Raw genomic sequence first — 13,560 nt, 5'->3', positions numbered from 1 at the left:
GTAAAAAGTAATTTTAAAGAACCAAAGTCTTCAGAAATGACATCATTGGTCAAAAACAGAATTAACCCACATGGCTTTAACAATATAATTCAAAACTATTTAGCATTTACCCATTAATTTCGATTATAAACAACTTATGATAATCATAGTTTTCGTTTCCTTTTTTATAGGAAACAATGGAAGAAGTATTCAGCCTGGCATCTTTCGGAAACTGAATATTATTGCTGATCAGAAAGTCTGTAATAAAAAAAAACCGACAGGTAAAGGACCTGTCGATAAAAACAAAAATTGATATGGATATGATTTAGATATGATGTGTCTATTTTTTAATAATCTTTTCTGTAATGAGTTTTTGATCTTTTGTAAGAATTTTTATCAGATACGTTCCGGGTATTAAGCTCTCCATATGTACGGTCATTGAATTACCTTCCAGCATTTTTTGTCCTGACATATTATAAATTTCATATTTCTCCAATCCTTCCTTCATCTTGATGGTTACGGTATTTGTTGTAGGATTTGGATATATTTTAACATTCACTGATGCCCCTTTAGAAACTTCAATTGTTGAAAGACTTTCCGGTTGAATCTTAAGTGTATAATCCTCTACCTGCCCGATAAACCATCCTGAAGGGCATGGAAGGTTCTCCAAAGTTCCCATCCAGGAACTGGATTCATAAGCTTTTACCAGCCTGAAACGGGTATCTCCCAACTGTGCACCTGCCGGAATGGTAATATTAGCTGACGTAACTCCCGATTCTGTACTAGAAATCGGATTGGAATTGTCCAGGTATCCCAGGTCAATTTTTTCATCAGCATCAAACTGATTATTATGGTTAAAATCAATATAGGCATACGCTGACACCGTATTCTGCCCATGGGTGCCTCCTGTAACCGTTATAGGATAGCTATTTCCACGGTTGACCGTAAAGACAGTCGCTGTAAAATTTTCAAGAACATCCGAGTTGCCATCAATAGCACTGCTTCTAACAGTTCCGGCAAATTCTACCTTGCTTATTTCGCTTACTGTAAGGCTGGTCACATTCTCGGCTCCACAGTAAGGAGCTGGGAAATTTACCGTATTCCCTATGATATTCACGGTATAATCTTCTGTTTGTCCTGCTCTTAAACTGGAATCACAAGCTGAACTGATAGAGTTAGCTGCTGCGGGATTGGAATAAGCCTGAACATTTGTATTTTTAAGAACCCTCATCCTTGTGCTTCCGCTGGCAGCATTGGCAGGAACGGTTATCGTATTGCTGATTGTAAAAGCATTGGCTGGATTAGCGGCTGCGAGTCTTCCGATATAGAAGCTTTCCCCGGCATCATCAAAATTGCCATTCTTATTAAAATCTATAAAAACAACTACATCACTCGGAAATGTACTGGAAGGACCTTTTATCGATATCGGATAAGAATTCCCGGACTGCAGATCGGTAGATATTGAAGTGAAATTTTCATAAATCTGTGCATTCCCGGACTGAACCGGTGACGAATTATTAATCGTTCCTAAAGTAACATTACTGATCATATTGCTGTCTGCTCCATACTGAAACGCAGGCATACAATACTGTAATTGGGCGTTCATCAGTGAGCAAAGTACAATACCAGAAAGAGTAGTTATTTTTTTCATTTTTCTTGTTTAAATTTCTTGATACAAATTTATATTTATTTAGAATGAATAAAAATAACAGCGCAATGATATTTATCAGTTTATCAAAAATAGACGTTTTACACCTGCCTAGTACATATAAAATAATTCAAATTACTCATGGATAATCAATTTGTTATATAAAAAATACCTTCCCCGAAATTATGTTCTCAAGAAAGGTATTTTATATTTTAAAGTAAGAAATAAGGGGAATTTTACATCTTTTATCCTATATTTTCAATAAGAATGGCTGAAGCTCCCCCGCCCCCGTTGCAGATGGCAGCAATACCGTATCTCCCTTTTTCCTGATGCAAGACGTTGACCAGCGTTGTGATAATCCTTGCTCCTGAAGCACCAATCGGGTGTCCTAATGCAACAGCTCCACCATACACATTTACTTTGTTCAAATCATACTCAAGAATTTTCTGATTAGACAGAATGACTGAAGAATAGGCTTCATTAATTTCGAAAAAATCGATATCAGATAAGCTAAGACCTGTTTGTTTCAGAAGCTTTTGAATGGCTACAGAAGGTGAAGTCGTAAACCATTCCGGGGACTGGGCTGCATCTGCATAAGCGATTATTCTTGCCAATGGCTTAAGATGATGATGTTCTATAGCCTCTGAAGATCCCAATACTATTGCAGAAGCTCCATCATTTAAATTACTGGAATTAGCGGCTGTCAATGTTCCATCTGATTCAAATGCAGGTTTCAGCAGGGAAATTTTCTCAGGAATAAGTTTATCAATATCTTCATCTTTATCCACGATCGTCGTTCCCTTTTTTGTTTCAAAGGATACAGGGATCAACTCATTGCTGAATTTACCGTTTTTTGCAGCTTCCTGAGCTCTCTGATAGGAAAGCAGTGCATAGTCATCAAGTTCCTGTCTGGTGAGCCCATACTTCTTCACTCCCAGTTCGGCGGCACTTCCCATATGGAAGTCATTATATACGTCCCAAAGGCCATCTTTGATCAGGCCATCAATAAGACTGGTATCTCCCAGCTTTGTTCCCTGACGGAGTTTCGTATAGTGCGGAACATTGCTCATACTTTCCATTCCGCCCGTCATAACGATATTCTCCAACCCCAGCTGAATCTGCTGAGCGCCAATGATTGCCGCTTTCATTCCGGAAGCACAGACTTTATTAATCGTTGTAGCATCTTTATCCACAGGGATTCCTGCAAAAATAGCAGCCTGCCTCGCCGGCGACTGTCCCAATCCTGCACTTAAAACATTTCCCATATACACACTGTCTACATGCTCAGGAGCAAGCCCAATACTTTCATACGCATTCTGTATTGCTATAGCACCCAATTGAGTTGCTGTAAATCCGGAAAGGCTGCCTATAAACCCACCCACAGGGGTTCTTTTGGCTGCCACTATAAATACTTCTTTCATAAGATATTATTTTACAATATACCGATCGGTATTATTTTTATTAAAAAAATTCCCTCTTTTATTGATCAGGGGGATATACAAAGATAGTAAAATATACCGATTGGTATATTCATAATATTAAAAAAGTCTTACTTTCTACAGTAAGACTTTAATTTTTTATGTTCTGCTCAGTTGATCCAGTTTTTTCAACAGCGTGGGTATTCTAAAATCTCCATGCATCTGTTCTACTTTTAGCTTAACTTCATCTACATCAAACCCTCTGGCCGTAACAAAAAGCGGTGTTTTACTTTCTCCGCGGAAAACACTTCTCCGCTGTGAATCCGGAGTTGTAAAATCGTTCTTTGCAATCCCAATAATAGGATGCTTTTCTTCCAGTGCCTCATAAAGATGTCCCCCTAAGCCAATTTTTCCATTGTTGTCAAGGGTAACATATCCGTCAACAATGATAATGTCTTCCGGTTTTAATGCTATTTTATTTAACAGGCTTAAAATGCAGGGCAATTCTCTTTTGTAAAAAGCTCCGCTTTCATATTCTGAAGTCACAGGAGTTTCTTCTATAAAAGTTTCTATTTCTTTTTCAGAGGTCCAGTTTTCAAATGCAATACACACTGTATTAGCATAATCCTCGTAATAATAGGTATCAAATGCGTAAATCATATTTTCTCTTCCTTAAAAAACTCACCAAAATGCCATAAAATCCCGGACGGATCGTGTACAAAACACTCTTTTCCCCAATCCATCGTTCTCACAGGAGTAAGTCTTACATTTTCATATCTATCTGTAAGCCCTAAAGACAAAACTTCCTTCCAGAATTCGTCTGTATCGGCAACTTCCATAAAAATCATGGTATTGTCAACCCATTCTTTTGCATAATAATCCTGAAGATAGAAGCCTATTTCCTGCCGTATAAAAAGGGACAGCTTAGGCTCAAGCACAACTTCTTCAAACCCAAGATCTTTATAAAAGTTTCTGCTGATTTCAAAATTTTGTGCACCAATAAACGGTCTGATTGATTTTAGCGGCGATTTTATGAGGTCTTTATTTTTCCAATTTTCATAAGTCATTTCAAACTTCACCTCTCCTTTTCCATGGGTTTCTGCTTCCTTCCATCCGGATTTCCTGTAGAAGTTTTCAGCCCTTGTTCCCGGCGAAGTACCAAGCCAGACATAGTCTTTATTCTGTTCAAAATACCAGTCGAGCATGATATCATGAAGTTTTCTGCCAATTCGATGGTTTTCAAAATCAGGATGTACAAACAATGCCCATATATTATTTTCTTTAAGGTCCGCAATAGAAAAACCTACAACCTGACCTTCCACTTCACTTACCCATCCTTTTCCTCTTTGAAACAAAAATTCTTCACAATCTTTATCAGTAACCAATCCTGGATCTGAGAGGGTGTTTTCCTTCACAGCATTTCTTACAATCTGTATTTGTGGAATGTCTTCTGGTTTTGCTTCCCGGATAATTATATTCATGGTGATTGTTTTGTTGATTAAGGGCGTGAAATTTTTTCTTACCTCTTGTCAAGGTTTTAAACCTTCAAGGGGTAAGAAAAAATCTAAAATAAAACTGGTGATTATTTCTTGTCAACAACAATTCTTTCTTCTCTGTTAGCAATATCCCAGGCGGTTGTGAAAATAAGCTGGGTTCTTTTTTGCAATAGCTGATAATCTATCTTTTCAGGATCATCACCTGGTTTGTGGTAGTCTTCATGAATACCATCAAAAAAGAATGCTACAGGAATATTATGTTTGGCAAAATTATAGTGATCTGAACGGTAATACAACTGCTCAGGGTCATTCAAATCATCATATTTGTAATTAAGTTCCAAGTTATTGGTTCTCTTATTTGCTGCTTCATTGATCACTTTAAGCTGAGAACTTAACATTTCCGAACCAATCACATAGACGTATTGTTTTCCTCTGTTAGCAGGATCATCACGTCCTATCATGTCAATATTAAGGTCAACAACAGTATTGGCTAATGGAAAAACAGGATTTTCGGAGTAATATTCTGAACCAAACAGTCCATGTTCTTCTCCTGTAACGTGTAAAAACAGAATGGATCTTTTAGGTCCTTTTCCTGCTTTTTTAGCTTCCTGGAAAGCTTTGGCTATTTCCATGACAGCAACAGTTCCGCTTCCGTCATCGTCGGCTCCGTTGTATACTACACCATTTTTTGTTCCCACATGATCATAATGTGCTGAAATTACCACAATTTCTTCTGGCTTTTCACTTCCTTCGATAAACGCCAGAATATTTTCAGAATCAGGAAGGTTTCCACCACCTCTTTTCTTCATAAATTCTGACGGAACCTTCTGATAATAGGAACCTAATGCTTTAGGCCCTGAAATTCCGAGGTTTTTATAGTAATTAATCATATACTCACCCGCTTTTTTCTGTCCTTTGCTTCCCGTATCTCTTCCTTCCATATCATCTGCAGCAATCACGTAGAGATTCTTTTTTAAAGCTTCAGCGCTTATCACTTTGTATGCATTGTTAAATGCATTACTATGTTTTGTGGAAACAGGATGTGAAGCATTCCCATCAGATATGTTTGCCGATCCACAACTGGTTACTACAGCCATGGCAAATAGCGGAATAAGTATTTTTTTCATAAAAATAAATTTCTTAAAAATAACAAATTTTATTGAATCCGAATGGAAGAAATAAATAGGATTAGAGAACACCTATTACTACACGAATTTAATAATACGTCAATTTTAAATTCAATACAGTATTAAATTTTTATTATATTTGATTAAAATACAAAATAGGTGGATAAAATTTACGGATTCACACATTATTCCTTTTTTACGGAAATGTCCGAACTGGCTGCCAGGCACGGAAGCTTTGATCTTTCTCTGGGACTTCCCGACTTTGATATTGACGAACGTCTGAAAATCTTTTTAAAAGAAGCCTCTGAAAAAGACACCTATCATTACGAACCTCTTGCCGGCAATCCCTTTCTGATTGAAAGCATCATTCGTTTCAATGCAAAACGGAATCATAAAATCATAATTACTCCTGATGAAGTTACCATTGTTCCCTGTGCAACCTTTGCTTTATATACTTCCCTCAAATCTATTATTAATCAATATGATGAAGTCATCATTATTCAACCGTCCTATTACACGTATGGACCTGCCGTTGTCATGAATGGCGGAATCCCTGTCTATTACGATCTTGAAGGTAATTTCACGATCAATTGGGACTTATTTAAAAACTGCATTTCGGAGAAAACCAAAGCGATTATTGTCAATTCTCCCCAGAACCCAACGGGAAAAGTATGGAAAAAAGAAGACTGGAGCCAGTTGTACGAACTGATAAAAGACCGTGATATCTATTTGATTTCCGAAGAAATATATGACACCTATTGCTATGATGAAGCTGAACATTACAGTTCCTTTATTCATCCAGGGCTCAGAGAAAAGACATTCTGTATTTTTTCTTTTGGTAAAATGTTTCATACTTCCGGATGGAAGGTCAGCTATATGCTTGCTTCTGAAGCATTAACTGAAAAATTTCAATGCCACCAGCAGTATATTTCTTACAGTGCCAATGCTCCTGCGCAATACGCTATCGCAAAGTATCTGGATGTATTTGACCCCGCTGTCAATAAAGAAATAATGCAGAATAAAAGAGATATTTTTAATCAGCTGATCCGGGAAACTCCCCTGCAGGTAGAGCAACAGGCGGAAGGAAGTGTTTTTCAGGTTGTCAATTTCCGCAATGTTTCTAAAACAATGACCGATGTAGAGTTTTCAAAATGGCTTACGATTGAGAAAAAAGTTTCCTGCCTTCCACTTTCTGCTTTTTATAATTCAAGAGATAATTCTGATTATATCAGATTTAGCTTTGCGAAAAAAGATGAGCTGATTATTCAGGCAATGGAACATTTGAAAAGGAATCTTTGATTTTTCCACATTAGTTTTCCCACGGATTGCACAGATAATTGCAGGTATTTTATTTGCCTGAGTTTTATTTTTAAGAATACCCCATAAAAAAAGCACCGCCAGAGCGATGCTTTTCTATTATTTTAACATTGATCTAAAGAGCCAGAACTCTTACATCAATTCTTCTGTTTTTTGCTTTACATTCGTCGGTATCATTCGCTTCGCATACCGGATGTTGGGATCCATATCCTTCTGCTTCTATTCTGTCTGCTGAAATTCCTAATTCAAGGAGTTTCAATTTTGCAGTTTGTGCCCTTAAATTGGATAACTTGATATTACTATCCTCATTACCACTATTGTCTGTATATCCGCCTAATTTAATTTTTAAATCCGGATAGGCATTTAAAATTTCAGCCAACGTATTCACCTGAAGTACAGATTCTGCTTTCAGATCACTTGAACCTGTTTCAAAATAAAGGTTTTCAATCGTGTACCATTTATTCGGGTCTAATGCAGATTTGTCTTTTTGCTTCACCACATTATAAAGCTGATAAAGCTGACTACCATCTCCAATGGCAATCGTTTTCCCTCCATTCAGCTTTATTTTCTGAATATTTCCTGTTTCATATACAAAGTCTCCGCTTTCATTAAGGTGTCCTTTAATTTCTCCCGGAACAGCAGTAATGATTTTCGTATCTCCATTAACACCCGTTGCAGCATTGGAAATCCCTGTAAGGCTTTCAATTTTTGCTTTTCTGTTCGCTTCAATTTTATCTTTATGTAAAACGGCCAAAGTAGGCGCAATAACCAATGAAACAATCGACATCAATTTGATCAAGATGTTCATAGAAGGTCCGGAAGTATCTTTAAACGGATCTCCAACCGTATCTCCTGTTACAGATGCTTTATGAGGCTCTGAACCTTTGTAATACGTCTGTCCATTGATATCCACTCCTTTTTCAAATGATTTTTTAGCATTATCCCACGCTCCTCCTGCATTATTCTGGAACATCCCCATCAAAACTCCACATACGGTAGCTCCTGCAAGGAAACCTCCCAATACTTCAGGTCCGAAAATAAATCCCATCAACAATGGAGAAACAATGGCTATTGCACCAGGCAGCATCATTTTTCTGATAGAAGCATCGGTAGAGATCGCAACACATTTTTCATATTCTGGCTGTGCTTTTCCTTCCAATATTCCCGGAATCTCACGGAATTGTCTTCTTACTTCCTCCACCATTGCCATCGCTGCCTGTCCAACTGCTGTAATGGCTAATGATGAAAAGATAAACGGAATCATTCCACCGACAAATAATCCGGCAAGAACATCTGCTCTGTAAATATCAATTCCATCAATGCCTGCAATTCCAACAAAAGCGGCAAATAATGCTAATGCCGTCAATGCTGCTGAAGCAATTGCAAATCCTTTTCCTGTAGCTGCAGTGGTATTTCCTACAGCATCCAGAATATCTGTTTTTTCACGTACTTCTTTTGGGAGCTCACTCATTTCAGCAATACCTCCCGCATTATCTGCAATCGGTCCGAAAGCATCAATAGCGAGCTGCATGGCAGTAGTTGCCATCATTCCGGCAGCTGCAATAGCCACTCCGTACAGTCCGGCACATAAATAAGATCCGTAAATCCCCCCTGCCAATACAAGGATTGGAAGAAGTGTGGATTCCATACCAACAGCCAAACCGCCGATAATATTCGTTGCATGGCCTGTAGAAGACTGTCTCACAATGCTGGAAACGGGTCTTTTACCCATTGCAGTATAATATTCTGTGATGATACTCATCAGAGTTCCTACTACCAATCCTACCATTATGGCTCCAAATACTCCCATTTTCGTAAACTCGTGGCCTCTAAGGACCATTTTTTCCGGAAGGATATAAGTCACCAGAAAATAAGAGGCAATGGCAGTAATTACAATGCTTCCCCAGTTTCCAAGGTTTAATGCGTTTTGTACACTGGAAGTAGATGAACCTTCATTATCATTAATTTTAACAAATAAAGTTCCGATCATTGAAAATATAATCCCAGTTCCTGCAATCAGCATCGGTAAAAGGATTGGGGCAAAGCCTCCGAAAGCATCCTCTGAAATAGTTTCCCGGCCCAAGACCATGGTGGCTAATACTGTTGCAACGTAAGATCCAAAAAGGTCGGCTCCCATACCTGCAACATCTCCTACATTGTCACCTACATTATCTGCAATCGTTGCTGGATTTCGGGGGTCATCTTCCGGGATTCCGGCTTCTACTTTTCCTACAAGGTCGGCACCTACATCTGCCGCTTTTGTATATATCCCCCCACCCACTCTTGCAAAAAGTGCTATAGATTCAGCCCCCAGAGAAAATCCGGTAAGAATTTCGATGGTTTTTTCCATTTCCAAAGAATCTACTGTGGCTTCGGGAGCAAAGATCTGCTTAATGATGATGAATAAAGTTCCCAGGCCTAAAACAGCCAGTCCGGCAACCCCCATTCCCATTACAGAACCTCCGGTAAAAGATACTTTGAGAGCTTTTGAAAGTGAAGTCCTTGCTGCTTCTGCAGTCCTCACATTGGCTTTGGTAGCGATTTTCATTCCGATAAAGCCTGCTAATGCGGAGAATATAGCTCCTACAGCAAAGGCAATTCCGATACTCCAGTGTGAGTTGGCATTGCTCGATCCCATCACTGCCAGTAATATGGCGACCACTACAACAAAGTACGTTAAGATTTTGTATTCAGCTTTTAGAAAAGCCATTGCACCGTCTGCAATATGGCCGCTGATTATTTTCATTTTTTCATTTCCGGCATTCTGTTTACTTACCCAGTTGCTCTGAAGAAATGTATAAAGCAAAGCTACGACACCAAAAATTGGCACTAACATAAATAGATCCATAGTTTAATATTTTTTTGGTAATAGAAAATTAAATATAATAAATAATTACCATCAAAGCATTAAAAACTTTAACAGTATGATGTTTGTCATCAAAAAAAACATCAATATGACAACGAAACAATGATGGTCAGAAGCTGTAAAAAAACGAGACCGAATAAAGGTTTAAGAGAAGTTCGTGGAATAGAAAATCTTTGAAGAAATTAAACCATTAAGATTTAATAAGTAAATAAAAAAGTTAAGAAAGCTTCCCTGGAAATAAGATTTCTTCCCATTGAAACGGTTCTTTCAGCCAACAAAAAAGGATAAACAAAAATTTGTTTATCCTTTTTTTATTTAAAATCCGAGTATTTTATCCTCCGAATTTATCTGCATAGTCTGTTTGAGAAGCTTTAATCACTTTTCTTGCATGTTCAGCTCCGTAAACTTCCTGGATTCTGCATTTTGCAGGCTCATCCGGTAAGTTCTTGTATGTTAGAAAGTAGTGCATTAATCTTCTAACTTCTGCTTCAGGTAATTCAGTAATATCTCTGAAGTGTCCGAAAGCATGGTCATTGATCATTACTGCTACAATTTTATCATCAGCTTCTCCACCATCGATCATTTTGAAACCACCGATTGGAATAGCTTCCATCAATAAACCTCCTGCATGGATATTGTGAGAACTTAAAACACAAATATCAAGAGGGTCATGATCTCCCATTGTCACATCAGTAGCGCCTGCTTCTACAGCAAGTTTCATTACCTCATTATCACAATATGTTCTTGGAACAAAACCATATAAAGCAGGGATAATATTCGAGAATTTCTGTGGCCTGTCTACCTTTAAATATCCTGTTTCTTTATCTACTTCATATTTAATAGTATCTGAAGGAACAATTTCCACAAATACATTTACAACATTTGGCGCATCTTCTCCTGCAGAAATTCCATGCCATGGATGTGCTTTAAAATTTGGAATCATTATTTATCTGTTATTTTTTAAGTTATTATTAAAATTTCTTTTCTTAAATCTTCTATTGTTTCAACAATATAGTCATTGCTTTCCATGTAGTTCATGATGAAAATCGTTTTGAACTCATCCAGCTGAACCTCTCCTTTCAATCCGTCATAGGTTTTGTGAAGAAGCTCTATAATTGCATTTTTAGAGTCTACTATATTCTTCCATGAATTTTTGGTGATGTATAACTGTTGTGAGGAGTTATATTCAAATTCTTCATTAATGGTCTTTTCTGTAAGGAAAATAAACTCATGAACGGCCAGCTCTCTGTCAAATCTCTGGATAAGGTTTGAAGGTTTCATTCTATCCAGGAACAGGGTCATTCTTTCGTAGGAATGGGCCTTATTCTCTGAATTTGATTTCACGGTGAGTAATTTGATTTCCTGGTTTTTAAGGGTGATGTACGAGTGTACAAATTGTCTGAGCAAAACCAGAAAAGGAATTGCAATAATCAATGCAAATGCATACGGTAAATATCCTGAAAGACTCGTCATAATTTTAGACTGCAAAATTACTAATTATTTTCCGTCTTCTAAAGAGTTTTTAAAGATATCCACTTTAGAATTCTGGATATAGATCAATGCGAGGATAATGATGAGATAAAAGCCCAGCATCATCCTGTTGGCCAGAGACGGAAAAACCAAAAATCTCAGCATCACCGTTCCATATATAATCGCGAAAAACAAGAGCTGAGCCTGTATTTTTTTATTTCGAATGGAAAAATTATTAGCCAGAATGATCGCTATAAAAATCAACAGGATCGGAAAATATGAAGTATTGAATTCCAGCATTATTTTGCTTTTAATAAAATGAATATAATCTGAAAGCAAAAACGGATCAGGATGCGAAACAGGATAAATCTGAACTTGAGTAAACTGATTCATAAAGAGTGTAGACCACGAAACCTGATTGAAAACCTGTATTAAAAAGAAAGAAAGGAACAGATACCCATAGGATATAAACAACGGACCTGTTTTTACCTGAAGTTTGTTTCTGTAAAGGTAAATAAGAACATACAGACATGAATAAAAGATAAAATATTCTGGTCTTGTCAAAATACATAACATGGCAAATATACCTGCAAGAAAGAAATTCCTTCTCACTAAAAATACATAGAAGCTCAAAAGAAGCAACAGACATGATAAAGAATCTGCTGAAACATGTCTTGCTGACTCCGGAAGAGGCTTGAACATGGAAATTAAAATCGTGATGACGAAAGCAAAAGTATAATTTTTCAGAATTTTTATCAAAAAGCTGAAAATCAGAATAAGAATCAGTGCGTAAGAAATACTTGAGATTAAAGAGTTTGAGACAGAAGCACTGAAACCCAGTTTGAAGAATGACCAGTTGACAAAGTTATAAAAAGGTTTTACCACAAAAAGCTGCAGCTCTTCTTCGTAGGCTTTGGGATTTTCTGATAATATTTTATAATATGTGCTTTCCCCTTTTGCCACTTCTTCCACCATAGGATCTACAGGTCCTAATCCTGCAAAATTGGGGTTCTTTTCCCTCAGCTCATCATATACTTTCTGATGAATCTCTTCAATTTTCATGTCGGGGTATTCTGTTTTATAAATCAGCCCCATATAAGCTTCCATATCTGTGTTGTAATACTGGTGGGTATACAAATAGTATGACATGAAACATACATAGATTGAAAATATAAAAACAAGAATATTTCCCTTTTTTTTCATACATTGATATTATAAGAATACAAATGTAAAGAAACTATCTTTAAACCCGTATTCTTATAAAAAGCTTTTATGATAAGGGCTTGCCTTAAAGTTCAAACAGAGCCGGTCTTTGGGTCACTTCATGATAGCATACGCTGTTTTCATCAAAGAAATGATACACAAGACTTTTTCTCGTTCTGTTTTTATCGGTGTGAGGTTCGCCACCGTGAAGGATATTGGCATGCCAGATTAATAGATCGCCTTTTTTCGCCTTAAAAACTTCTTTTTTTAATCCCAGTTCTTTTACTTTATCTTCAAGGAAAGTTTCATAAGCTCTGTAGCTTTTCTTCCCGATTTTCAAAGCTGTTCCTTCGTTATCATAATCTGAATTCAGGAAGTAAGGCAGTTTATGGCTTTTGGGAATATAATGCAGAGCACCGTTCGTTTCATCCACATCTTCCAATGCAATCCAAACTCCAAGCAACCCTCCTAGCGGATAAGTAGTCATGTGAATGCTGTCCGAATGGGTTTTCTGCTGGCTTCCATTGATGAAATTGATACTTTGAAAAAGTTTAGATTTTCCGTTCAGCAAAACAGATAAAAAGTCTAACAATTCCTTGTCACTTCCAATATTTCTAATGATTTCCGAATGATGAATGGCAAACATCAGCTTTCCTCCATAAATAAACTTCAGTGTTCCATCTTCCATCAGCTTATCAATTTCCATATTGATTTGATCTGCCGTTTCAGGAGTCAAAAAATTCCTCAGAATCAAATATCCGTTATCATCATATTGAAGGGTACTTTCTTTATTTTCTTCTGATAACTTTTTAAAAAAGGGAGTTTCCGTAAGTTTTGTATAATCTACCATTCTTGTACTGGCAGGAAGATGCGCAAAATCTTTACTCGAAATACTTGAAAAATAGTTCTTATCGATTCCGTATTTTTTATAGAGTGGAATATTATGCTTTAACTTGTTCTTTTTAAAGAAGTTATACAGCATATATGATAATTTGTACTGACGAATCTGTTGTAACATAACGGTTTTTACTAGTAT

General features: G+C 37.0%; 11 protein-coding genes. 1 reads left to right on the top strand and 10 read right to left on the bottom strand.

Annotation, left to right across the window (positions count from 1 at the left end; translation table 11 throughout):
• Positions 1-319 precede the first annotated feature (319 nt).
• The 5 genes from C1634_RS09295 to C1634_RS09270 all read right to left on the bottom strand — a co-directional run bounded on the left by C1634_RS09295 (position 320) and on the right by C1634_RS09270 (position 5,668).
• Positions 320-1,630 (bottom strand): T9SS type A sorting domain-containing protein, encoded by a 1,311-nt coding sequence (locus C1634_RS09295; RefSeq protein WP_123921423.1) that lies wholly within the window; start codon positions 1,628-1,630, stop codon positions 320-322.
• 242 nt (positions 1,631-1,872) lie between these two features.
• Positions 1,873-3,048: an acetyl-CoA C-acyltransferase gene (locus C1634_RS09290; RefSeq protein ID WP_103235114.1), complete on the bottom strand. Its 1,176-nt coding sequence runs from the start codon at positions 3,046-3,048 to the stop codon at positions 1,873-1,875.
• Between the two features lie 156 nt (positions 3,049-3,204).
• Positions 3,205-3,705, bottom strand: coding sequence for an endonuclease V (locus C1634_RS09285; protein ID WP_103235115.1), 501 nt, complete (start codon positions 3,703-3,705; stop codon positions 3,205-3,207).
• Positions 3,702-4,526, bottom strand: a complete 825-nt coding sequence (locus C1634_RS26475; protein ID WP_317047485.1) for a GNAT family N-acetyltransferase — start codon at positions 4,524-4,526, stop codon at positions 3,702-3,704. Before C1634_RS26475 ends, C1634_RS09285 begins: the two co-directional genes overlap by 4 nt.
• 101 nt (positions 4,527-4,627) lie before the next feature.
• Positions 4,628-5,668: a M28 family metallopeptidase gene (locus C1634_RS09270; protein WP_109738290.1), complete on the bottom strand. Its 1,041-nt coding sequence runs from the start codon at positions 5,666-5,668 to the stop codon at positions 4,628-4,630.
• 159 nt (positions 5,669-5,827) lie between these two features.
• On the opposite strand from C1634_RS09270, the gene C1634_RS09265 reads away from it, so the two are divergent.
• On the top strand, positions 5,828-6,967 hold the full coding sequence (locus C1634_RS09265) for an aminotransferase class I/II-fold pyridoxal phosphate-dependent enzyme (RefSeq protein ID WP_109738289.1): 1,140 nt from the start codon (positions 5,828-5,830) through the stop codon (positions 6,965-6,967).
• A gap of 133 nt (positions 6,968-7,100) precedes the next feature.
• Here the strand turns inward: C1634_RS09265 and C1634_RS09260 are convergent, their stop codons facing one another.
• From C1634_RS09260 to C1634_RS09240, 5 genes are all read right to left on the bottom strand, one after another.
• Positions 7,101-9,833, bottom strand: a complete 2,733-nt coding sequence (locus C1634_RS09260) for a sodium-translocating pyrophosphatase (protein WP_109738288.1) — start codon at positions 9,831-9,833, stop codon at positions 7,101-7,103.
• Between the two features lie 349 nt (positions 9,834-10,182).
• Positions 10,183-10,794: an inorganic pyrophosphatase gene (locus C1634_RS09255; protein ID WP_109738287.1), complete on the bottom strand. Its 612-nt coding sequence runs from the start codon at positions 10,792-10,794 to the stop codon at positions 10,183-10,185.
• A gap of 17 nt (positions 10,795-10,811) precedes the next feature.
• Positions 10,812-11,324 carry a DUF7935 family protein gene (locus C1634_RS09250; RefSeq protein ID WP_103232836.1) on the bottom strand — a complete coding sequence of 171 codons (513 nt, stop codon included), beginning with the start codon at positions 11,322-11,324 and terminating at the stop codon, positions 10,812-10,814.
• A gap of 24 nt (positions 11,325-11,348) precedes the next feature.
• Positions 11,349-12,524 carry a hypothetical protein gene (locus C1634_RS09245; protein ID WP_109738286.1) on the bottom strand — a complete coding sequence of 392 codons (1,176 nt, stop codon included), beginning with the start codon at positions 12,522-12,524 and terminating at the stop codon, positions 11,349-11,351.
• Between the two features lie 85 nt (positions 12,525-12,609).
• Positions 12,610-13,542, bottom strand: coding sequence for a phytanoyl-CoA dioxygenase family protein (locus tag C1634_RS09240; RefSeq protein WP_103232838.1), 933 nt, complete (start codon positions 13,540-13,542; stop codon positions 12,610-12,612).
• Positions 13,543-13,560 lie beyond the last annotated feature (18 nt).

Origin of the sequence: Chryseobacterium viscerum, assembly GCF_002899945.2 — a bacterium.
Taxonomy (GTDB): Bacteria; Bacteroidota; Bacteroidia; order Flavobacteriales; family Weeksellaceae; genus Chryseobacterium; species Chryseobacterium viscerum.
Note: the sequence above shows the minus strand (reverse complement) of the source record. Positions and strands in the feature narration are given on the sequence as shown.

Coding starts and splice junctions, on each gene's coding strand:
- C1634_RS09295 (WP_123921423.1), bottom strand. CDS start 1,630: ATGAAAAAAATAACTACTCTTTCTGGTATTGTACTTTGCTCACTGATG.
- C1634_RS09250 (WP_103232836.1), bottom strand. CDS start 11,324: ATGACGAGTCTTTCAGGATATTTACCGTATGCATTTGCATTGATTATT.
- C1634_RS09270 (WP_109738290.1), bottom strand. CDS start 5,668: ATGAAAAAAATACTTATTCCGCTATTTGCCATGGCTGTAGTAACCAGT.
- C1634_RS26475 (WP_317047485.1), bottom strand. CDS start 4,526: ATGAATATAATTATCCGGGAAGCAAAACCAGAAGACATTCCACAAATA.
- C1634_RS09285 (WP_103235115.1), bottom strand. CDS start 3,705: ATGATTTACGCATTTGATACCTATTATTACGAGGATTATGCTAATACA.
- C1634_RS09245 (WP_109738286.1), bottom strand. CDS start 12,524: ATGAAAAAAAAGGGAAATATTCTTGTTTTTATATTTTCAATCTATGTA.
- C1634_RS09255 (WP_109738287.1), bottom strand. CDS start 10,794: ATGATTCCAAATTTTAAAGCACATCCATGGCATGGAATTTCTGCAGGA.
- C1634_RS09240 (WP_103232838.1), bottom strand. CDS start 13,542: ATGTTACAACAGATTCGTCAGTACAAATTATCATATATGCTGTATAAC.
- C1634_RS09290 (WP_103235114.1), bottom strand. CDS start 3,048: ATGAAAGAAGTATTTATAGTGGCAGCCAAAAGAACCCCTGTGGGTGGG.
- C1634_RS09260 (WP_109738288.1), bottom strand. CDS start 9,833: ATGGATCTATTTATGTTAGTGCCAATTTTTGGTGTCGTAGCTTTGCTT.